This window comes from Verrucomicrobiia bacterium (genome assembly GCA_035629175.1).
Taxonomy (GTDB): domain Bacteria; phylum Verrucomicrobiota; class Verrucomicrobiia; order Limisphaerales; family DASXHY01; genus DASXHY01.
This window is the reverse complement of sequence record DASPIL010000096.1, coordinates 178414-201345: the sequence shown is the minus strand read 5'-3', so window position 1 is coordinate 201345 and position 22932 is coordinate 178414. Positions and strand designations below refer to the sequence as shown.

Sequence of the window (22932 nt, the reverse complement as noted above, 5' to 3'; positions counted from 1 at the left end):
TTTCAGCTTTTAGCTTTTTTGCGTTTCAGCATTTTCCTCAGAAGCGGAATGCAGCGGTTCACTCTGCCCCTGCTCCGCCACGCGGCGCCGCGTTGCCTCATTGGACTACCGTCGTTCGTTCCTGCAGCCAGGGAAGATCATCCGACGTCGCGTCGCGCCGCATCGAAGTGCTTGGGTTCCTCAACAACCCGCTGTCGCTCCATTTCCGCGATTCAGCATGGCCATCGGCAAAGGAAAGATTGCCACGACGCAAATGGAACGAGGCGGGCACGTCGCGCCATTGATTCGGAGTTTCCATGCGGATCAGAAACCAGCCATCATTGATCAGCTTCGGGTTTTCGTCGATGGCGACCCAAGTATGGCTTGCGCGCACGATGTTCGCCTGTTTGCGAAAAATTCTGTAGCCGGCGGCGAGAACATCCTCCGTTTTAATCGGATTCATCCATGCATTCATCGACATGCTCCTTTGATTCAACACTCCGGGCGCAACGGGCGCGTCGTTGGGCCGCGGCTGCTTGTCACCCGAGCATTTGTAGACTTCCTGGTTATTGACGTAGGGCCAGAGCAGGCCTTTGCGAATGAAATTGGGATCCTGGTCATAGGCGTTTCCAAGTACCCAATTGGCTTTTGGCCCGCCAGGCTGGGCGTCAGTCACGTCGGCATCGGCGACGATCACCTGCTGGCCACCGGTGCTCACGATTTTGTCACTGTTGTCGTTCGAATAAAGCATCCAGCCGAGTTGCAGTTGCTTCAGGTTGTTCAGGCACGCGATACTCTGCGCCTTGATTTTGGCCCGGCTGAGTGCGGGCAGCAGCATCGCGGCAAGGATCGCGATGATTGCGATGACAACGAGCAACTCGATGAGGGTGAATCCTTGCTGAGAGGGACGGGGGCATTCGCGTTCAGTCATAATCGATCACTTTCTTCAGCGCCGCCATTTCCAGGGTGGGTGCGTGTCTGGAGTGGATGCGAGCTGTGTGTTCGCCTCAGACAGTAACATTCGGCGCGGCGGCTCTCCACCGCATCTTTGTGCGGGAAGCGAAAGGAACCGGGTTAAAGAGACTCTACGGAGAGAACGGATGACGAAAAGTGGCGGAGAGAGAGGGATTCGAACCCTCGTTACGGCTTTTGACCGTAAACCGGTTTAGCAAACCAGCGCCTTCAGCCACTCGGCCATCTCTCCGACCGTGGAACAGTCGTGTAAATTTAGGCTGAAAGAGACTGGCACATACTATCCTCGGGTCAAGCGGAAAGGCGGCAATCACCACCAGAAAGCAGGAAGATTTCCGCCCGTTCGCGGGTACATTTGTTCCGCGCCTTTTCGAAAGTTGCGCCAGCTCACATGAGCATCCTTGAACAACACGGTGCCTCCCGCCGGCAGGGAATTCTTCAAATGCGCCGTCGTATGGGGAATCTTGTAGCCCCCGGCAATCCTCGTGAAATTGTTGGCGGGCCCAGGCACGGCGGTCGCCTGGCTGATGGTGCAGTCTGCTGCGAGAACGCGATCGCTTACTGGTTCTTGATTGGCCTCCTGCCGGATGAATCCGTTCTGATTCGTCGTCGAAAGTTTGCTCTGCGCGCCTTTGAATGCGAGCGCGTAACCGATGATGTTAAACCCTCGGGTCGTGTCGAAGTTCCACAGGCTCGAAGTAGGGCCGGTTCCGGGAGCGGCAAAGTTTTCGGCATCACCGAATCCCTTAGGCCTTGTGCCTGGGCAAAAGAACGCGGGCTTGGACATTCCAGAGCTCAGCATGTTGGCAGCTGCAGCGGCCGGCAAATCCCAGGCCCACGCAGGCACCGCCGTCGCACCATTTCCATCATCCTCAATCGGCGGCAGCTTGTCTTTGAAATCGTTGGCGTAAATCGTGATGGCCACGCCCATCTGGTGCAGGTTGCTCAGGCATTGAGTCCTGAGCGCCTTTTCCTTCGCCTTTGACAACGCCGGCAGGAGCATCGCGGCCAAAATGGCGATGATCGCAATGACAACCAGCAACTCGATCAATGTGAAGCCTCGAACCTGATTACGAACGAAGCGTGTTTGTTGAGAGGTTTTCATGCTATGGGCTTTTTGATGATTCGTCTGAGCGGTGTTGCAAGATTGACAGCGGAACGGTCCGTCGGAAATGAGCAGGAATACCCAAGGGGCCGGCCTCGGGAGGCGGGTTGTCGACCCCTCCAGCCGATCGATTTAGCGCTATAGATAGGCACTGTTATCAAAGGCGAATTTCAGCAGGCTGTGAGTGCCGTGCAGGCGGAGCTTGTTGCAGATGTGCTGGCGGTGGTTGTCGACAGTCCTCACGCTCAGATTCAGGAGCGATGCAATTTCCTTACTGGTATAGTCCTCTCCGATCAACTTCAAAATTCTCCGTTCGGCGGGAGTGAGCGCCTCGATCTGCGGCTTGCTCAACAGCAGTTCCTTCACGCGATCCGCGCGCCGGCGCCCGGCCTCGAGCATGAGCGTACTGAGAAACGCCTCGTTGCGATTCACCTTTTCCAGGGCCGTGACGATTTCGTTGGCCGCATTCTCCTTGAGGACGTACGCCTTCGCCCCCAGATCCATCGCGACATTGTACATGTCCTCCTCGTTGTACATGGTCAGCACGATCACTTTGATTTCAAAGGGCAGGTCGCGCATCATTCGGATGGTTTCCAATCCGTTCAAGCCAGGCATGTCGATATCGAGTATGACGATCTGCGGTTTGAGGGAGATCATCATCCGCAGGGCTTCGTTTCCTTCAGAAGCCTCACCAACGATCTTAAGCCTTGGGTTGCGCTCGATGACATCGCGCAAGCCGTGCCGCAGCAACGGGTGATCATCGACGATCAACACAGCAATAGGGCTCATAGTGGTGGCACTCATGAAAACGAGGACGGCACTTCCATCGTCAAACTCGTTCCTCCACCGGGACGCGATTCAATGACCAGCGATCCGTGCAAGATTCGCGCGCGTTCGCTGATGCCGCTCAACCCGTAGCCGAGGTCATGCGTGTCCGGCGACTCGGTGGCGGGATCAAATCCGCAGCCGTTGTCGCGGATGGAAATCGATACCAGCGTTCCGCGCTTCCTGATAACGACAGCGGCCTCGGTCGCGCCTGAATGTTTGACGACGTTGGTGATTGCCTCCTGGAGGATGCGGTAGACATTGATTTCGGCTTCCTTGTCAAACAGCCCGTCGATTTCCTCAACGCGGCTGGCAAAAAGAATGGAGCTGGTTTCAGAAGCCCGCCCAACCAGGGCGCGAATGGCCTGTGTCAGTCCCAGCCGATCCAGCTGATAAGGCCGAAGCCCGTGCGTGATCTGCCGAATTTCCTCTAGCGCACTGGAAGTGGCGCCCGAAATCTGATCCAAACGGTCCCTCAATTCCGGTTCGGGCGGCGAATGGCTGGCCATGATTGCCTGATTCTTGATGACGAGAAGCGTTTGGCCAAGGCTGTCGTGCAGATTGGCGGCGATTCGGCGGCGTTCGTCTTCGACACGCTGCAGGACCTGGCGGGAGAAGACAAGCTGGGCAGCGTGCTGGCGTTCCAGCCGCCGGCGCAACAAGTGAATCCAAAGGAGCGACACAGCGAGCACGAACAGCAACGCTCCAACGAGAGTTGCGGCACGTTTCCATGTCCACCATGGCGGACCTCTGAGCACCGTGAGGTCCGAAAGATCGCGCATGAGAATCGTCAGGGAAGAACCCGTCTGGCCTTTGGGCAAATCGTTCGATTGCAGCACCGACACGGCGGCCTCATCGTTGAGAACACCAGTGACTTTGACGCGGCTGCCGGGCACGAGCAGAGGCAGGGCGCCATTCTGCAGCCAGGCTGCAAAGACACGCTGATGTTCCTGAAGTTCCACCACGCTGCTCGATCCGTTAGTCTTGCAGGCAAGCACGGTTGCCATCGTGTGAACGAGGGTTCCCTTCTGCTTGGTTGAAAGCGCATCCGCGAGATCCAGCTCACTCGATTGGACGGCGCTCGCTGCGGTTCCGGAGCGAACCAGCACATTAACCAGCACGCAGGTGCCACTACCGCGTGAGGGAAAGCCGATCACCTGGATCGGATCGCCAGGCCTGGCATTTTCGGGAGGCAACGCACGAACACGAATTCCGCCTGATGGATCCTGGACAAAGAACCAGTCGGAACCCGCGAAGGTGAGTTCGCCCGCGACTCGGACGCGATGTATCGGCAGCGATTCGGAATCCATCAATGTGAGATCGCGTATCGAATGCAACGGAACTTCGAGCGGATCCATGGGCGGATCCCGGTCAACGGAAATAAAAGTGGAGGACGGACTCAGAATCGTGGGCGCATCCAGGATATTCTGCAACAGCACGCCGCGTGCACGCACTGCAGAATCGACATACCGCGCCAGTTGATTGGAAGGGAATTTGCCAATCCATAAATAGGCGGCGCCGTCTTTGGACATGACCGAGAGCGTTCCGTTGCTGTTGACCGAGCGCACGACACCCTCCAGTTCGCACCACCTGCCGTGTCGCGTGACGTTCATGGGGGAACGTAAAGGCTGAGCGATGGGCACCGGCAAGGGCCGAAACTCCAGTTCGGTCAGGACGAGAGGGCTGATGGTGGGCAGATCGCTTCCTGCGTCAAGGGCGCCACCGAGTTCGACCCACTGGCCCAACTTCATGCGTCTATCAAAGGACGGATCGGTGGGAATGACACGAACGACGGCGCTGTCCTCCTGCACGAAAATGTGATCCGTTCCGAACACCCGATCATTGAAAGTGACAACACCGCGGGTTCCATAAAATCCCTGCATCGCTGGATCGGTTGAAACCAGGGGCTGGCCGGAGATTTCGCCTCCGCGGTGCAGGTGGATCGCTGCCCCCTTCACGATTTCGACCCCGCTGAAAGTCGAACCCCAGATCACCACAGGCACAAGGCTTCCATTGGCTTCCCGCATGCTTTCGCAGACGCCCTCGATGCGCACGATGGCGTTCTTAAACTGCTGCAATGTTCGGGGATCGCAATTGGGCACCCGCACCTCGAGGGATGTTTGGCCGTCTGTCAGCTCCAGGAATGCCATTGACCCGTCCATTGTGGCGAAGTTCACAAACCCCTCCACTTGAACCCACGCAAAGTTTTCGGATCGCGCCAGGCGCTGGCTCAAAGCGATCCGCTGAGCCACCGGTTTTTTTCCCGGCCCCAGATCGCGAATTGAAAAACGTTTAATCGATACGATCGAATCGAACGCACGGGCGCCGCCCATTCCGCTGACGCTCCCGATCGAATAATTCGTCCACGACTCACGCAGGATTCCATTGGTGAAGGACGCGTCCGCCGCAGAGAGCGGGTCCCAGGGGACGAGATATTCGCCTTCGATGACGCCCCCGGCCAGCGAGGGACCCTGCCACGCCACCGCGAGGTTTTCGCCGCCCGTCGTCTGCTCCTGAAGAGCTTCTATGTAGTAGGTTTCGCCGCCCGTGAGGTGGATGGGCTCGGACCGTTGGGATGGATACCGCGACCATTGGCGTGGAGCGACCCATTCGAATCGCGCGAGTGACGCAATGATCCGGGCGTTGGCTGGATTGGAATCGCTGCTCAGCCACAGCTCGGAAGAATTGTCGCTCGCGATCCAGAACCGATACTCCCCTGTTTCCGGGGCACGCAAGAAGCCGCGCATTCGGGTCAGGTGATAGGTTCCCCAATCGGAAGGCGCCTCGAACGAACTGCGAATTTCCAGCGAGGAAGGATGATGCGGATAGCTCGGCCAGCGAGGAAAATAGGGCACGCAGTCAGTGGCCTCAATCATTACGGAGTGTCCGGCCTCCAGGGCGTTGCCGGCGAGTGGGAAGAGATGCAATCCAGCCGCGCCGGTTGCATCCTGGATGACGACGAGATCGCGATTCGTATCGACGAGCGTGACGACCCCCGAGAGGCGAAAGTCGCAACCGTTGATGTAATCCGTACCTGAGAGATTCCCGAACTGCAGGGCGTTGGTAACAAAATGGCGTGGCGGTGGCTGGCGGGATGCGTGCCCGCTCGCAACAGCATCGGACGCCGCCGCTTCAGGAATCAACGCCATCAGCAGCGCCACCACCCAAACGGCAGACGCGGTTTGGCAAGGCAACAGGATTTCCACGAGCGCAATCCAACGGTCAACCAGCGCTGCGTGAAACTCCGTCACTGCAAACGGCAGGCAAACCACGGTGGACCACTATGGTGATATCAGGTTGTTTTTTGTGGGCAAGAGCATTCACAGGCAAGTACCGCCACGGGGTATTCATACTCATTTCGTGAGCATGGTTACTCGCTGCCAAAGCGATCCGGGCCGTGATAAAAGCTGGGATAGGCTCAAACGTCATGCGCGATCGAAGCATCGGTTGGTTTCAATACGGCACCATCGTATACTCCCGCGCAGCAACTGAGACAAGCAGCAACCACCAAACTTATTCCCTCACCGAAGCATGAGCATCCTAGAACCCTTCACCTTCACGCGCCGGATCGCGATGGCCGCCCTGCTCTGCGCGATTCTGCTGCCGACGGGGTACACCGCACCGGCAGCCACTCTCATTCACCGCTACAGTTTCAGCGATCCGGACGATGGCAATGGAAACTTCAATGCTTCGGTCACCGATTCCGTTGGCGGCCCTGCCTGGAACGGCACGCTTCCGTCCGGCGGCAACCTCACCACCGTTCCAAACCAGCTGGTTTTGACCGCAGGCGACAACCAATACGTGCAGTTCCCGCAGGGAATCATCAGCAATTACACCTCCCTCACCATTGATATGTGGGCGACGGTCTCGAATCCGTGGGGCTTTCTTTGGTCGTTTGGCGATACGGACGTCGATACCGGCAACGGCGGCCGCGCGCTCTGGTTGCACGGCAACGCCCGGTTAACCATCAGCGACACGATGCCGAGCTGGGGCGGCGAACAGAATGCATTCTTCAACACGCTCGCCGGTCCTATTCACATTACTGCTGTCGTTGATCCTCCGACCGGCCGCCTTCTCGTATACACCAACGGGATGCTGGCCGGGATCAACACAGGCGTCACACGCTCGCTCACCAATGTTTGGAGCATCAACAACTACATCGCCAAATCGGTTTGGGCCGTTGATGGATTGATCGACTTGACGGTGGACGAGTTCCGCATCTGGAATGGCGCTCTCAACGGTGTTGAAGTCGCCGGATGTGACGTGGCTGGCCCAGACGCAATTGGCACGGCCGCGAGCGTGGGGACGATCACGCAGCTGGATGTGACAGTGCCGTATCCCGCATTGGTCCAAGGGGGCCAGCAGGTCGCGAGTGTGACCGGGGTCGCGACGCTCTTCACCAACCAGATCGCCATAGACAACATCCTCTGCACATTCCAGTCGAGCGACACGAATGTCCTGACAGTGAACTCAGCCGGCCGCATCGCCGCACTCAAGCCAGGCACCGCGACCGTCACGGCGCATTACGGATCCACGAGCGATTCGGTTGCCATAACCGTGTTTCCCGAGCCCACCACTCTATTGCACCGCTGGAGTTTCAATGAAGCCGATGGCAGCGTGACGATTGCTGATTCGGTGGCGGGGCAGGCGGGCGAAGGTATTATTCCGAATGGCGGGACATTCGCTGACGGCCAGATATTCCTCTCCGGAGCTGCGCAACAATACGTGAGCTTCCCGACGAACCTTTTCAGCGGGGTGACCAACGCCACGATTGAAGCCTGGGCGAGCTTCCAGCCCGACCTGCCGTGGAATGCATGGTTCTTTGGATTTGGAGACACGATCAACGAAGACCACGGTGCGTATTACCTTTTTGTCCAGCCCCAAAGCGGCCGTTGGGTCATGGCCGGTCTCGATCCCGGCTGGCAGGGGGAACAATCCGCGAATTCGGGTTTGAACTTCTCGGCGCAAACCAATCTGCACCTCGTGTGCGTCGCAGCTCCGGGCGGAGGGTATCTGTCGGTCTATACCAATGGAGTGCTCGCAGGCGTCAACAATTCGTTGACCTATCCCATGACGTCCATTCGAAACAACTACAGCTATATCAACCGCTCGCTTTACCCGCCCGATCCGTATGTTGATGTGGCCGTAAACGAATTCCGCATTTACAAAGGAGCAATGAGTGCGGAACAGGTGGCACTCAATTACGCCATGGGACCGGATGCCTTGGAACCACTGAAACTTTCTGTATCCGTTGCTGCCGGCAACCTCATCCTCTCGTGGCCGACCAACAGCGCGGGCTTCACATTACACTCGAGCGGATCGGTGGATGGAGGGTGGAACTCCGTCGGCGGCTCGCCTGGCGTTTCTGGAACGCACTACCAGGTTTCGCTGCCGGCAACGAATGCAACACGCTTCTTCCGCCTGGTGAAATAACATCACGGGCCGATTGAAAATGACAATCGCCGGAGGTGGCCGATGCCTCCGGCGATTTGCCGTCGTGAGTCTTCTTCTCTTCTTCCGCGTGCCTAGCGCCCGTTCCATCGAACCGCCCTGCCCCCGGAAAGCTTTACCTCGCGCGTTACGGATCCATGCCGCAACTGGACCGCCGCACCTTTTCGCGAGAGCACGCTGGCTTCGACAAGCTTTCCGTCCTTCCACGTCAGATCGACTTCAAAACCGCCCCGCGCGCGAAGTCCTTTCATGCTGCCGCTCGGCCACGCGTGGGGCAATGCAGGCAGCAATTCGATTTCGAATTGTGCACCTGAGTTGTTCGAGGCCGATTCGACGCGCCGGCTCTGCATCAACATCTCCGCGATTCCCGCCGCTCCGCCGAAGTTGCCATCGATCTGGAACGGCGGATGCGCATCGAACATGTTCGGATAGGTGCGTTCCGGGCTGATGAGGAATTTCAGGATATCGAACGCGTGATCACCATCCCCCAGATGCGCCCAAAGACAAATCCGCCATGCGGTCGCCCAGCCCGTGGCTTTGTCGCCGCGGATTTCGAGTGACTTCTTTACCGCAGCTGCCAGTGCGGGTGTGCCGCGCAAGGTGATGTCGCGCCCGGGATAAAGCCCATACAGATGGGAGACGTGGCGATGCCGGGGATCGGGTGCTTTCATGTCCCAATCCTCGAGCCATTCCTGGAGTTGACCCGCACTGCCAATTTGATTTGGCGCCAGACGCTGCCGCGCGGCATACAGCTGCTTTCGCAGCTCCGCATCGACACCGAGCGTCTCCGCAGCCTCGATCGTATGGGCAAACAAATCACGGAGAACCTGCATGTCCATTGTGGGTCCGGCGCATAGGGCCGAGCCATGCGGGTGATGATTTTCAGGCGAGATGGAAGGATTCGTGACGAGCCATTTGCCGGCTGGATCCTCCTGGAGAGTATCGAGAAAGAACTGCGCCGAGCCTTTGAGCGCGGGGTAGATGCGCTTCAGATCAGCTTTGTCGCCGCTGTACTCGTATCGATCCCAGAGGTGCAGACAAAGCCACGCGCCGCCGCATGGCCACATACCCCAGTTGGGTCCATCGATTGGGGCGGACGCGCGCCACACATCCGTGTTGTGATGCACCACCCATCCGCGCGCTCCATACATTGCCTCGGCCGTTCTCGCACCGGTGACCGTCAGGTCCTTCACCATGTCGATCAGCGGTTCAACGCATTCCGCCAAATTGCCGGACTCGGCGGGCCAATAATTCATCTCCGTGTTGATGTTGATCGTGTATTTGCCTCCCCAGGGCGGATTCTTGCTCTCGTTCCACAACCCTTGCAGTGGGGCCGGCTCGCCTCCGGGGCGTGAACAACTGATCAGAAGGTAGCGGGCAAATTGATAGTAAAGCGCCGCCAATTGTGGATCGTGCCCATCAGCAAATCGGCGAATGCGAACGTCGGTCGGCTGGTTCATCGCCTCGGTTCGCCCCAGATCAATCGTCACGCGGCGAAACAACGCCTGGTGATCTTTGCAATGACGCGCACGCAACACGGCGAAGGACTTTTTCGAAGCGGCTGCCAGATGCTTCTTCACCACGCGTTCCGGATCACCGCTCACATCATCGAATTCCTTGTACGATGTCGCGGCGCTGATCAGCAGGGTGACATCATTGGCGTCGCTGACCGTCGCGCTCGCAGAATCGACTGCCGTTCGTCCTCCGTTTGCAATGACCCGGACCCGCGCCTCATATTTGAGCTGGCCCTTGACCCCAGCCGCATCCCCGCCCCTCCCGCGCATTACAATGGTATCGCTTCCCTCAGTGGCGATAGTCGCGGCCATGGACGTTTTCATCCCGGCAACGAACGATATCTTGCCGGGTTGATTCGCGGTCAGCCGCACGACGATGACGTTATCGGGCGCGCTTGCAAAGATTTCGCGCGAATATCGGACACCCCCAACGGAATAGCTGACGAGCGCCGTCGCGGTATCGAGGTTCAACTCACGCCGGAAATTTTCGACATCCGAGGAGTGCGGAAATGCGAGGGTGAGATCGCCAACGGTCTGATAGGGCATCTGCCCGAGCGGCTTTGCCATGACTTTTTCGCTGACGAGTTTGGCGGCATCCCGGTATTTCCCTTCGTTCACCAATTGCCGCACCGTCGGCAGGGCCGCTTTCGCATCAGGATTCACCGGGTCGTACGGTCCGCCTGCCCAGAGCGTCCCTTCATTAAGCTGAAGCCGCTCGTTGTCAGGTTTGCCAAAAACCATCGCGCTGAGCCGCCCGTTGCCTACGGGCAAAGCCTCTTCCCATTTAACCGCTGGCCCGCGATACCAAAGGCTGAGCGGTTCCTCTGGAGCAGGAACATCCCCCGGCGCCGGCAGCGCTGCCGAGCACAGACGGGCAAATGCAAAGGCAATGATAAAAGAACATGTGAGTCGGTGAACGGAGGTATTCATGTTGCGATACCGGATGGTTTCAATTCTGGGCAGGTGTCACGATGCGGTAAAAACGCTGCGCACCCGCAGGCACGCTGTTTGTAATCGAAACGACGCGCGGCGCGGCTTGGGCGAGGACGTCCGCGGCTTTCAGCCATTGAGTGTCGGCGAGCGCCGATTTGTAAAGGAGGCTATAAGTGCGATTGGCCGCTGCGTTGAACTGCAGGTAAACAGCACCTCCGGAAATCGACACGTGTTCGAATCGAAGCACGTTGGACGCACTGTTGGGATGAGTTCCTGCCATGAACTCCTCTCTGTTCGTCAGACCATCCTTGTCCGGGTCCTCGTCGGCGTCGGGAATGAACACGAACGTCCCGTGTTCCTGCTCCCATTCGTCATTCATGCCATCGCCATCGGTATCCCCGGTCCCGCTCACGTTGCCAGGAGTCGGTGCGGCGGCGATCCAGTTCAATGGTTCGCTTCCGTATCCGCTAGCCGGAGCGCGTTGCAGAGACAGGCCGCTTCCGTCGGCCGCGGGCGGCCATGGATTACGATCGTTGTAGCGGACCGCGTCGATGGTAACGTAAGGCACCCCCTCGGGATTTGGCGCATCTGGCGCCTGTAATTCAAGGTTCTCGCCGCTGTTCTGCAACTGCCCGGAAAACGGCCCAAGCACCGCGACGCCCTCCGGCACATTGTATCGGGCTCGGAACAGAGCCGCGTTCGTCGCGCTCACCAACACGGTGCTGTTCGCGACGAGCGTCATGTTGGTTGGAAACGAATAATCAATGCCGCTGAATCTCCAGGTGTTCGTGGGGAATCCCGTGCTGAACAGCGGAACCGGATTGCCCGTTATGTTCAAGACCTCAACGAATTCGTAGCCATCCGCCTCCGGATTGTAGTGAATCTCACTGATCACGAGAGGCCCCGATACAGGACCGGAATTGACTGCACCCAGGCTTCGCGAAATCTGCCGGGGATAAAACTCGTCGCCGGCACTGTTCACATAACGTCCGAAGCTCACACCATTGAAGGAGGCGCCGAACACAGCCGAATCACTGTAGCCCGTCAGGCTTCCATCGGCCGCTGCCGAAAATAAATGCACGTCGTCCCCGGTTGAACTCAAAAGAAAACTGGTTGGCGCGCCCGGAATTGCATTGAAATCGTCCTGGTCAAAATACAGGTAACCGCCTGCAGGAATAATCGTGTTATCCGGGATTCGAAACTTCTTCGGTGTGTCAGGCTCGTCAGTCAAATACCAGCCGCCGAGGTTCACATTGGTGCCGCCGGGATTGAACAACTCGATCGAGTCGCGGAGGGGTGGATCGGTATGGGCCAAAACTTCGTTGATCACAATCCGCGGAATGCCGGGTTCCGGATCATCCGAACCCGGAGAACCGCCCAGGTTCGCGCTGGCTCTCCACCGGTTTCCCTGGTCGGGCGCCTGTGCCGAACCTGGAAATACAGGAACGATTGAAAAGTTCGCGATGTCAGGAGCCACTGGCCAGTCGGGCCGGTCGTCGTAGGTGACCGAAAAAACCTGTGAGCCGAGAGCGTGCGAAAGCGTCAGTTGCTCGCCCGAGTTGTCGAGCTGGCCGGAGTAAACACCGCTTACTGCGACTCCCGGATATTTGGCGGCAAACGCGGCGGGATTTCGCGCGAGGACAAAAAATTCGCCGGGCCCGAGCGTGGTATTGTTTGGGAAGCCGAAGGTGATGCCGCTCGTGAATAACAGGCCGGAAAGGTTCAAGGAACTCGTGCCGGTATTTTTCAGCTCAAGAAATTCAAGGTCGTTGCCGGACGCGCCGCCCGACGGAGGCGGATTGTACATGATTTCCGTGAGCGCGAGCTTGCTCAAATCCTGGGGCGGGTAGAATTCTGCGGTGACCAGTGCGCTCCATTGCCCCGCCTGGTAGACACGGGCATTTACAACGGTCGCGCTGTTGATTGAAATCGACGCACCATACGCCTGCGCACCCGGTGCGATCGCGCCCGTTCCATACTGTCGAGGATCGCTGCCGTCGAGAGTGAAGTAGATCACGCCCGAAAGATTGGTATGTGACAAAGCCAGAGCGAAACCGTTGGTCACCGCGCCGCCAAACCGGCTGAACTCAGGCGCGCCTATTAATGGGTAAAGCCCCGCAGCCTGAAGGCGTGCGATGGCGCGCTGATTCATCACGTTGGGAAACCAGTTCGTGTACAGCTTCTGCAATTCGGCAATCCAATGGTCACGGGACAGCGTCAAACCGGTGCCCTCGTTGCCATTGATGTCGAATTCCCGCGCATCGCCCCAGCGCGCTGATTCCCCGACAATGGCGCGGTCAATTTGCGCAGCAAGTGCTTGCATGCGCGCGATGTTGTTCGACGGCGACAATGCGCCGCCGTTGAACAAATGCTTCTGCACGCGGTCGCCATACATTCGCCGAAACTCCGGCCAGGCACGCAATTGAGAGTAGATGCGAGAGGGCATCTGATCGGCGCTCACATTGACCCGATCCTCAGTTCGAGCCTGGTTCATGGCAATTTCCTGATCCCAAGGGAGAAAAATCCATCGCGTCGCGGCGATTCCGTTTGTGGGATTCGCCCGCCGATGGGCGGCCACCCAGTTGTGGGGATTGGCGTCCTGAAGCCAGTCGTTGGCCTCCGCCACGGCATGCAGCAGCATGTAATCGATGAGGTTATTGATATCCACCTGGGCTGCCACCGCCTGGAATGCAGGTTCGCTGTGAATGCCTGAGTTCACAAAAGCGATGAGATTGGTCCAGTCCGCATCACTGCCGTCCTGCAGTTCTGCCTTCCATCCCCCGCCGGGGAGGTCTTGTCGATCCTTGACGATGTCCCAATCCTTCTCGAGCCCGCCGAGATTGTTCGCAAAGAATCCCGTATCCAGCCGCTCGCTCGGATTGTAGATGCCCCAGTAAAGGCCGTTCACGTAGAGATGCACATGACGGCTGCGGGACGCCAGGTGCCCCATGCTGCGCATGGTTTCTTTTACCCACACATCGCGAAGGTAAGTCGCTGTTTCCGGCCGGTATCGCAACGGACTTGTCTCCGTATAAGGGGGTGTCACGCCGCTGAATGGATCATAGCGCGTGGTCCATGTGTCGGCCCAGGTTGCCCGGAGAATAATGCTATCAAATTCCGAAACACCCCCTCCAAACCAGTTATAATCCAGCCGCGTGGGGCCGTACTCGCCTTTAAAATCGAGGCGGAAGGAGTGCTTCGCGGAACGCGTGTTGTCGCGCCCCGCCTGCCCATGCATCTGGATCGCAGAATTGATCTGAAACTGTGAAACGTTGTTTCCGTTGAACAACTCGACAGACGTGGGCACTTCGCGCTCGAGCATCGCATCGGGGTAAATCCCAATCGAAGAACTCCAGAACGCGTCGTGAGAGGAAACGAGCGAAAGCGTCGGGATGGAACGGAGATCATTCGATACTGTTGCGCCGTAGACAGGGTGGTTCACGACATTCGGATCCATGCCGTAATCCGCGGGATAATTCCCCTGCCACACCGCGGGGTATCCAGGCTGCGTGCTGGATTGCTGGAGCACCTGGCTCAGAAAAATATACGAATGTGTTTCAGGCACGCTCGGCACATGACCCGCCAGAAAAGCCGCCGACCGCAGCAGGCGCGTTCCGGGAATCGCAACGGGACCGGTGTAGAGCGCGCCATTCGTTGGCGATGGAAGGGTTCCGTTGGTTGTCCAGTAAATCGACGCTGACGGGGTTGTGGATGTGATTGTAACGGTGAACGGGCTTGAATAGAAACCGCGGCCAAAACTGGATTGCGTTTCAGCCACGAGTCCGGCATAACCCACGCCATTGTTTGTGCCTGGCGTCGGCGGAACGAAGTAACGTTCGATAGGAGTTCCGCTGGCAAGGCCCTCCAATTCGATCGCTGCGAGGAAATCCGAATCAAACGCGTTTGCGTTCAGGCCGTGGATTGCCAGGACGTTCGCCCCTGCTTGAAGTAATCCGCCGAGTGGCACCACAACTACTTCCTCGATTAGCGCCTCGTCGTTCGCCATGGCAGCCGCCGAGTTCCATTGGGGAATTGCCGGAGCATTGCGAACAGCCACTTCCTGCCCATTGATGTACGCAATCATTCCGTCGTCGTAACGCATGCGAAGCCGCAAGCTGTGAAACGCGGCCGGATTCGCCACGTTGAACGGAACACGGATGTAGGCTGTGGCATTATTGCTCAGCATCAGATTGCCTACGGCATTCGTCGGCGCCTGCGGTGTGAGGCGTTCGGCGCGAAGCGCGTTCAGATACACTCCGAACGAAGAACTCACCGGATCCCGCCGGCCAGCAATGAACAGTGTTCCCGCCGGCGTTGCGGCTGCGTTGAACTGGAAACGATACTGTTGATTGTTTGTCGGAGCGGCGCTGGACGAGAAAGCGTAATTGCCTTTTACGAGATTGCCGTTGGCGAACCAGTCCGAGACTTTTGTTCCAAAACCCTGTCCGTCGAACGACCAAACCGTGACGCGATGCGGCAGGTTCCCGGCCAATCCTGAAAGTCGAATATCCAAACCGCCCGTGCCACTGTCGTCCTGTGAGCTGACATAATCGCGCAGGAGCAGTGATTCATTAAATGCCCCGCTGTTGCCCGGGCCATTGCGCAGCCGATCATCGTAGCCAAAGCCAGGCGTATTCGAGAGAGTGACAGTGACGCCTCCGAAGCTTCGAAACGTGGGCGCTGTCTGAATCGCGGTGCTGGAACCCGCCGAGTTGATAACGAACGACGAGAACCCGGCCTGTGTCAACGGACCCGCAGCAGACGAGCGATCATTCACATCCATTGCCAGAACCAGCGTCGCCGCGACCCCAACATTGTAGGCGGCTGGGCCGTTGATGGGCGTCCATGCAGTGTCGTTGAAGCCCGACGTTGTCCAGGAACTTCCCAAACTTCCGTCCACTGGGACAAACACCCGGGCGCTGGCACTTTCCGCAACGAGCAACGTTGGAATCATTGGGGTCTCGATTCCGTAAGAAACATTCTGACGCTGGCCTGGATAGGCCGGAGAATAGGCATGGGCCACCGTCCCATCGGGTTGCACCAATGCAAGATACTCGCCCGAGTTGCTGAGTTGAAAATTCGCATGAAGCGGCATTCCTGGCGTTGTACGATTTTTGCCCGATGTGAACACGATCAAGTGGCCGCCGGCAGGCAGGGTGACGGCAGGGAAGGTCCACTTGGACAGGTCGTCTTCGGCGTCCGTCAGGCGCCAGCCCTCGAGGTTCACAGGGGTTGCACCGCGATTCACTAATTCGATCCACCCTGGACTTTGCGAATCCTCGTCCCGTAATCCGCCTCCGTTGCTCGCGAGGAACTCATTGATGACGACGTCCGCAACAGATGTTGCGGGAACACCGAACAACATGAAAATAAAACAAGCGGCGGTGGCAAAGTGGTACAGCATTCGGCATTTCATATCTCGACAATTTGGTTAGTTGCGAGCACCCACAATCGGGTGCGTGCTGTGCCGCCGCGACGGCCCCTCATCTGTTCGGCAATCGACCGGCCCTGACTTCGTGACAAAGTATTTGTGCCGGCTGCGAATCCGCCTCAACGAAACAGCTTTTGGGCGAAATGAAAAAGGCTGTTCCGCCAATGAGTCGCGTCGTGGCCATGAGTGTCGACATGCCAGATGTGCGGAACGCTGTGCTGCTTCAGATAACGATGCATTCCCTGGCTGATATTCATGAGGCCATCCTGATTGCCGCAGGACAGAAAGAGCAGTTTGAGTTTCGCCTTTGCCAGGTCCGGATCGGGCAGAAGCTCGGAAGGCGGCCTGGTATTTGGGGCGGAAGAAAACCCGCCAACCCAGGCGAACTGATCCAGGTGTTTCAGGCCGAAGTTCAGTGACTGTCCGCCTCCCATGGAAAGGCCGGCCAGCGCCCGGTTTTCGCGATTTGTTAAGGTACTGTAGCGCGACTGAATCGCAGGAATCACATCCTCGAGCAGGTCCTTCTCAAAAACTCCAAACGCCGGGGCTGAAGCAAATACATCTCCCTCGGCACGATCGTTCTTCTGCGCGCGACCGTTCGGCATGACGACAATCATGGGCACCGCCTTGCCATCGGCAATCAGGTTGTCGAAAAGTACATCAGGCGTCGCAAACCGCTGCCATTCTGTCTCGTCGCCACCAATGCCGTGCAAAAGATACAGGACGGGATACTTCTTTTCGCCAGAGTAGCCAGGCGGCGTATAAACCTGCATCCGTCGCCGGGTGCCAACGGTTTTGGAATCATACTCGACCATCTCCATTTTGCCGCGGACGACATTTTCACGCCGGGCTACAATGGCGGATGAAGGCTCTTCGAAGGCCGGCTTGTCGTCCTCGTCCAGGACAATGGCTCGTCCTCGCCGCCGTGGCTCGCGCGGCTCGGACGCTGCTGCACGCGCCGCGGTGCCCGCCCTATTGGTGCCGCCCAGCAATTGCAGCATCGTTTCAGCGTAGCGCCTCCCCAATTCGCGGTAGCCCGCCGGAGAAAAATGAAGGTGATCGGAAAGCGCCTGACATCCCTTGGACGAGATGACATGCGCCGTTGAAATCGTCTTTGGCAACTCACCAATGATATCGTTCATGCTTGCGCACCTCCCGTTCTGGTCCGCACCAACGACTTCGCCGGCAAGCAGCGGCACTTCATTTGCCTTCAGCCCAAGATCATTCAGCAGATTCGAATACACGCCCTGGACCTTGCGCGGCCAGTCACGGTCGCCCGTATTGGATTCGCCCTGGTGCAGCAGGATGCCTTTGATCACGCCGTCCTTCTGAGCGAGCTTCGCCATCTCAACGAGACGTTGATAAGGATTGCCGCCGTACATCGCAATCACGTTTGTCATCCAATTCGGTGCGGCCGCCGCGTAGGACTCGAACGATTCCTTCTCAAACAATTCAATCTTGCATCCGCCGACCGAAACGTTGACGACGCCGACTTTGATATGCGGCGGAAGATTCGAAACAAGCGTCCGGCCGAAGTAGTCGGCAGGCCCGAGTCCTGCGGAAGGACGCGAGAGCGGCGGCACTGCGGAATACCAATTCCCTTTCTTCCTCTCCTGCCGGGGGAAGTCGACTGCCGCGAGCATCCGGAACCGGTCGTCGACTCCAAGCCGGTCTTGTTCCTCGAGTCCTGGAAAGCCCTCCATGTTCGATTGGCCGAAGCACAGGAAGACAAACAGGTTTGTGTCCTGAGCCGCGCACGGAAGAGCACCGAGCAGGGTGCCTGCAAGCAACAATGATTGGAATTTCATGGATCGTTTTGGATTACTGCACAGTCGGGTTTGCCTCGGCAGCCACCCGGATCACGCTGTCGAACGCCGGTTTTGGCCTGTTGCTTCCATCGAAAAGGAGCGGCTTGCCGTTCGCCCTCCAGGACACCGCGTCGTTTACACCCCAAAACGTAACCATCTTCACATGATCCCGATGCTTTATGAACAGCTTGAAGAGGTTCGCGTATTGCTCCGCCAGCCGGCGGTTTGCGTCGTCCACAAGCCCGCCCTGCGTGCGTCCGGCGCTCTCGGAGATGTCGGCGCTCGTACTCGCCTGGCCACCCTGCGCGCCGTTGACGTCCAGTTCGGTAATGTGAACCGGAAGGCCGAGGGACGCCAGTTCAGTAAGCGTCCGGTCCATGTCCTCATAACTCGGCCGCGATGCGGTAACATGCGTCTGCGAACCGATTGCATGGACAGGAACTCCCTGCGCCTGGAGGGATTTGATGAGACTGATCAACTTCTGGCGTTTGGCCGGATTCTCGAGTCCGTAATCATTGTAGCGAAGGATCGCCTTCGGATCAGCCTCGTGAGCATACTCGAATGCTTTTGCGATGAAATCCGGGCCAATGATCTCAAGCCACAGCGAGTTGCGAAGCACGTTTGTTCCGGCATCAGAAATAGCCTCATTCACGACGTCCCAGCATTGGATCTTGCCCTTGTAGCGGCCAACGACGGTGTGAATGTGTTCGCGCATCCGCGCCAGCAATTCCTCCCGCGACGCTCGTGGTCCGCTGTATCCGCGCGACCCTCCAAAACGCCGGCGAGGCAGTGTCGCCCCGGCCTGCGTGTTTGAACTCGATGCTGCATTCGCCAGCGCGGGCGGCGGATTGGTTCCCCGAAAGACCCAATCAGGCGTCTGCGAATGCCAGACCAGCGTGTGACCGGCAAGATACATCTGATGCCTCACCCCAAATTCCACGAAAGCGTCGGCAGGGCCGAACTCATAGCCGTTTGAGCCTTCCCTGGGATGAATCATTTCCCACTTCAGATCATTCTCCGGGGCCAGCTGATTGAATTGCTCCAGCACCACGCTTGTGTCCTGGCGCACCTGCTCGAGCGTGCGGTTTACATTGTTCGCGGGAGCATCATTGCCCATGGCCGTCGGCCGATTGATTGCGACGCCTACAAGGAAATGATTTTTGTAAGCCTCTTTCAGCGTTTGCTGGCCGGCCGCCTGAGCTGCCGCCCCTCCTGCATCCATCGCCACCGCGAACATCACCAGCCAGCCGCCAAAACACGATTGAATCTTCATAACATTCTATTTATCTGCCGCCGCGAACCTGCAAGTGGTGCCGAGTTGGACGCCTGGACGGTCTCATCGATTACATGGGAACCGTGCGGCCATCGCAAACTATCCAAAACGCACGCACCCCTGAATACGACGAGTGTCATATGCCGCGGGCGTTAAAACTGGAATTCACGCGACGTTCATGCGGGACGGGGAACAGCCCGCTTACTGAAGCGCGCGAAATACTCCAGGATCTGGTCCCGCCACTTTGCCGCATCCGTCACCTGGATCGTCAGGCGCTCAGCAACTTCCCTGTGGCGTTGAGCATCGACGTTTCCCCTGAGTGAATCCCAAGTCTGTTGCAAGACCGCTGCCTGACTCGCTCCCGCGTGATAGTGTGCGCACAGTTCGTCCCAAAGGGTTTTTCCTGAACGCATCCGATGCTCCCAACCGCATCGATGAAACCAGAGCAGGAACTTTTCCGGGCATCGCGCAACGTCATCGAACTCGTCGCAGACAGGCTGGAAGTATTGTTCCACCGCGCCGTTTCCTCGCCGGGTGCGATCGAATCCAATCCCCTGCTCCGACGCCTGATGGTAATAGGTTGCGGTCCAGTCCTCCCTCGGCGCGCGATTATTCCAGGGCATGGGAGCGTAATGATCGCCGCCTATTAAATGATGGAGTCCTAGTGGCATCGTGTAGTTCACAAAGGTCTCCCGCGACGACATCATCATGTCACGAATCACTGCAACCGTTTTCTCATCATTCGTGAACGTCATCCGCGTCCATTCCTCCGCCACTGCACCGGCCGCGAGTTTCGGATTCCATGCCAGACGTCCGGACGCATACCAGTTGGACTGGGAGAAGTGATGTCCGCACCAGTTGCGATCGAGCCCGGGATTTACAACGGAAACCATGCCCGTGATGCGGCTTGGCTCCGCCTTGCCCGAAAGCACACTGGCCACTGTGGAACCGCTGCCGTGCGCATGTGTGTCGGCGTCCAGGAACTCCTTCCACATCGTTCCCAGGTAAACGAGATGCCGTGCCTGGCCGAGGTATTCCTGCGTCGCCTGGATTTCGGCAATGACAGGCGTGTGCTTCATGGCGCCAAAAAGCGGGTGAAACGGTTCGCGCGGTTGAAAGTCGATGGCACCGTTCTTCACCTGGATGGCGACATTGGGGCGGAACTTTCCATCGAGACGCATAAACTCGATGTAGGCCCGTTTGGCGCGGTCGGGGTCCACGTCCTCGTCATAAACAAATGCCCGCCACATGACATTCCCCTTGTGAGGCGCGAGCGCGTCGGCAAGGACGTTCGCACCCTCGGCGTGGGTCCGCCCGTAAGTCTTCGGACCTGGCTGCCCCTCTGAGTTCGCCTTGACGAGGAAGCCACCGAAGTCCGGAATCAGCCCGTAGATTTCGTCGGCCTTGGCCTTCCACCAGGTGATCACGGCCGGGTCCAGTGGATCCGCTGTTGTCAAACCACCTACGCGCACGGGGGCCGCGAAGTTGGCGCTCACGTAGGTTCGAATTCCATACGGCCGCCACACATCCGCCAGGGCAGCCACTTTGCGAAGCCATTCTCCCGTCAGGATGCGCGGATCGGCGTTGACGTTGTTCACCACTGACCCGTTCATTCCAATCGAGGCACAGGCACGCGCGTAGTCCTTGTATCGCGAGCTTGGCGTCCGTGGCAGTTCATTCCACTGCCAGAGCGACCGGCCAGCGTAGCCGCGCTCAATAGTGCCGTTCGGATTATCCCAATGATTCATGAGACGCAGCTGAAGCGCTGGGCTCTCCTGGATGTTGAGATCACCCAGGCGCGATCCCGTTTGCATCAGGCGCAAGAAATGGAAGACCCCATAAAGCGCGCCGATGTCCTGATTGGCTGCAATCACAGTCACGTGGCGGTTGTTTGATCGAATGGAACGAATCAAAAACCCCTCAGCGCCGACGCCGGCCAATTCAGCATTCCAATTTAAATGGCGAACGAATGCCGAACCCGCGGGGGTTCCCACCACAATCGCACCCTGCCCAGGTGCTGATTTTATAACAGGAATGTTCTGTTCCAGCATCGATGACAGCGCCATGGCAAGTTCGTCGCGGATGACACCAGCCGTTGCAGAATTCCCATCGACCCGAATCTGCCGCACGACCTGGCGGTAATTTCGAAGCATCGGACGGAGCGGTTCATACCTCAGCCACAGCTTGTAGCCGTCCTCGTCCGGAAGCGCCGCAGCAGCGGCGCGGCCATCGCCATCTGTCGCGCATCCGCCAACATAGAGGCCCGCAACGCTGGCGAGACTCGCTGCAACAAACTCTCTTCGGGAAATATTCATGAACCGATGTGTCATCAGGCCGTTTTCACCAAATCCGAAACTCGCCGCCACAATGCAGCAACGCCATCATATACAACAGCCCTTCGTAGTAACGCTCCAACCCGTCAGGCGTTTCCGTGTTCCACAGTTCCTCAACAAACTTCTTCGCCCGCGGATGCGCGGCTGAAAGGCTTGCGACAGCGTTGATGGCCACCAATCCCTGTGCGTGACGTTCCTCGAGCCTCTTTCCATCCAGAGTGAACACGCATCCATAGTTGGTTCCCTGCGACTCAAAAAACGCCTGCAAGCGGTCGCTCAATTCCTTCTGGCGCGGGTCCTTGCCCCACCACGACCAGTCCATGGCCCAATTGCCTGCCGTGCGAAAGGCATCGTAGCTGAAGTTCGTGCTGTAACTGCCATGTGTTGGGACCAATGATCCGTCAAAGTTCGCGTAGCAGGGATTCAATCCCGTTTCCGGATGGGTGACTTTGACAAAATAATCCCTGCTGACAGCTGCCGCTTCCATCCAGAACTTTGAATCCTCGTTTGGCCCCCAGCGCGACCAGAGTTCATAAAACGCCGGCAAATGGTACGATGGATCGCTGAACCGGGATCGCTCATCGCTCGGCGTGAACAGCACCATCTTGTGTTCGCGATCGAACAAGGGCCCTCCCTTCACCGTCCGCGTGTTCCCGCGCCACGGGATCTGTCCCGCGATCACGGGCCGATGCAGAAGGCGCGACAGCAGTTCATCGGCCTGTGCCTTGTAGTCGTAGATGCCCTTTCCATTGCCCCATCGATGCGCGGCAAAGTACAGTGCCATCACATAGTATTCCTCTCCATCGGGCGCCACGAACTGGCTCATACGAACGCCGTTGGTCCGCGCCTGCCATGCGAAGAAGCCGTAAGACGGATGATTGGTTTCGCTGACATACAGGTAAGTCTTCGACCAATTCCAAATCGCATCGAACTCCGCTTTTTTATCGAGTTGAACGGATATCATCATGCCGTATGACAAGCCTTCCGACCGCACGTCGCGATGCTTGATGTCCGTGACAAATGCCAGCCTCCCGTTCTCGTTGGTTCCTGCCTCGTAATACACGGCTTGATTGGCGGGATCGCCATGGAACAGTTGCTGGAAAGCTGAATCAATCTTCCCCCGAATTTCCAGGGGCGATTTTCCGAGTTCCGCAAACAGGTTCCGATACTTTTTCGTCACATACGCGCCGTTGCCGTCGGCACTCTCCCCATTGTCCGCCGCCGCCGCATTCATCAACAAACCGACACATGCCAGGCCGCAAAACCAGCGGCAGGGCACCGAGAGAAAATGTGCATTCATGACGATGT

Annotated in this window: 11 protein-coding genes and 1 tRNA gene; 1 reads left to right on the top strand and 11 read right to left on the bottom strand. The window is 58.0% G+C overall.

Annotated features, from left to right (window positions below; translation table 11 throughout):
* Nucleotides 1-97 precede the first annotated feature (97 nt).
* The 5 genes from VEH04_17460 to VEH04_17440 all read right to left on the bottom strand — a co-directional run bounded on the left by VEH04_17460 (nucleotide 98) and on the right by VEH04_17440 (nucleotide 6153).
* Nucleotides 98-910 (bottom strand): prepilin-type N-terminal cleavage/methylation domain-containing protein, encoded by an 813-nt coding sequence (locus VEH04_17460; protein ID HYG24568.1) that lies wholly within the window; start codon nucleotides 908-910, stop codon nucleotides 98-100.
* Nucleotides 911-1090: 180 nt separating this feature from the next.
* Nucleotides 1091-1183 (bottom strand) — tRNA-Ser (locus tag VEH04_17455).
* A gap of 78 nt (nucleotides 1184-1261) precedes the next feature.
* Nucleotides 1262-2056 (bottom strand): prepilin-type N-terminal cleavage/methylation domain-containing protein, encoded by a 795-nt coding sequence (locus tag VEH04_17450; GenBank protein HYG24567.1) that lies wholly within the window; start codon nucleotides 2054-2056, stop codon nucleotides 1262-1264.
* 138 nt (nucleotides 2057-2194) lie between these two features.
* Entirely contained in the window at nucleotides 2195-2845 is a 651-nt protein-coding gene (locus tag VEH04_17445) for a response regulator transcription factor (GenBank protein ID HYG24566.1), read from the bottom strand.
* Between the two features lie 11 nt (nucleotides 2846-2856).
* Nucleotides 2857-6153, bottom strand: coding sequence for a histidine kinase (locus tag VEH04_17440; GenBank protein HYG24565.1), 3297 nt, complete (start codon nucleotides 6151-6153; stop codon nucleotides 2857-2859).
* A 259-nt stretch (nucleotides 6154-6412) separates the two neighbouring features.
* On the opposite strand from VEH04_17440, the gene VEH04_17435 reads away from it, so the two are divergent.
* Entirely contained in the window at nucleotides 6413-8314 is a 1902-nt protein-coding gene (locus VEH04_17435) for a LamG-like jellyroll fold domain-containing protein (GenBank protein ID HYG24564.1), read from the top strand.
* A 92-nt stretch (nucleotides 8315-8406) separates the two neighbouring features.
* Here VEH04_17435 and VEH04_17430 read toward each other — a convergent pair whose 3' ends face one another.
* The 6 genes from VEH04_17430 to VEH04_17405 all read right to left on the bottom strand — a co-directional run bounded on the left by VEH04_17430 (nucleotide 8407) and on the right by VEH04_17405 (nucleotide 22924).
* Nucleotides 8407-10776, bottom strand: a complete 2370-nt coding sequence (locus VEH04_17430; protein ID HYG24563.1) for a glycoside hydrolase family 95 protein — start codon at nucleotides 10774-10776, stop codon at nucleotides 8407-8409.
* Between the two features lie 19 nt (nucleotides 10777-10795).
* Nucleotides 10796-16183: a lamin tail domain-containing protein gene (locus tag VEH04_17425; GenBank protein HYG24562.1), complete on the bottom strand. Its 5388-nt coding sequence runs from the start codon at nucleotides 16181-16183 to the stop codon at nucleotides 10796-10798.
* Between the two features lie 146 nt (nucleotides 16184-16329).
* On the bottom strand, nucleotides 16330-18018 hold the full coding sequence (locus VEH04_17420) for a sialate O-acetylesterase (protein HYG24561.1): 1689 nt from the start codon (nucleotides 18016-18018) through the stop codon (nucleotides 16330-16332).
* Between the two features lie 13 nt (nucleotides 18019-18031).
* Complete coding sequence (locus tag VEH04_17415; GenBank protein HYG24560.1) at nucleotides 18032-19291, bottom strand: endo-1,4-beta-xylanase; 1260 nt, start codon at nucleotides 19289-19291, stop codon at nucleotides 18032-18034.
* 176 nt (nucleotides 19292-19467) lie between these two features.
* A complete protein-coding gene (locus tag VEH04_17410) occupies nucleotides 19468-21621 on the bottom strand; it encodes an alpha-glucuronidase family glycosyl hydrolase (GenBank protein ID HYG24559.1) in 2154 nt (717 codons plus the stop codon).
* A gap of 10 nt (nucleotides 21622-21631) precedes the next feature.
* Entirely contained in the window at nucleotides 21632-22924 is a 1293-nt protein-coding gene (locus VEH04_17405) for a glycosyl hydrolase family 8 (GenBank protein HYG24558.1), read from the bottom strand.
* Nucleotides 22925-22932 lie beyond the last annotated feature (8 nt).

Coding starts and splice junctions, on each gene's coding strand:
- VEH04_17430 (HYG24563.1), bottom strand. CDS start 10,776: ATGAATACCTCCGTTCACCGACTCACATGTTCTTTTATCATTGCCTTT.
- VEH04_17420 (HYG24561.1), bottom strand. CDS start 18,018: ATGAAATTCCAATCATTGTTGCTTGCAGGCACCCTGCTCGGTGCTCTT.
- VEH04_17450 (HYG24567.1), bottom strand. CDS start 2,056: ATGAAAACCTCTCAACAAACACGCTTCGTTCGTAATCAGGTTCGAGGC.
- VEH04_17410 (HYG24559.1), bottom strand. CDS start 21,621: ATGACACATCGGTTCATGAATATTTCCCGAAGAGAGTTTGTTGCAGCG.
- VEH04_17435 (HYG24564.1), top strand. CDS start 6,413: ATGAGCATCCTAGAACCCTTCACCTTCACGCGCCGGATCGCGATGGCC.
- VEH04_17415 (HYG24560.1), bottom strand. CDS start 19,291: ATGAAGATTCAATCGTGTTTTGGCGGCTGGCTGGTGATGTTCGCGGTG.
- VEH04_17460 (HYG24568.1), bottom strand. CDS start 910: ATGACTGAACGCGAATGCCCCCGTCCCTCTCAGCAAGGATTCACCCTC.
- VEH04_17445 (HYG24566.1), bottom strand. CDS start 2,845: ATGAGCCCTATTGCTGTGTTGATCGTCGATGATCACCCGTTGCTGCGG.
- VEH04_17425 (HYG24562.1), bottom strand. CDS start 16,183: ATGCTGTACCACTTTGCCACCGCCGCTTGTTTTATTTTCATGTTGTTC.
- VEH04_17405 (HYG24558.1), bottom strand. CDS start 22,924: ATGAATGCACATTTTCTCTCGGTGCCCTGCCGCTGGTTTTGCGGCCTG.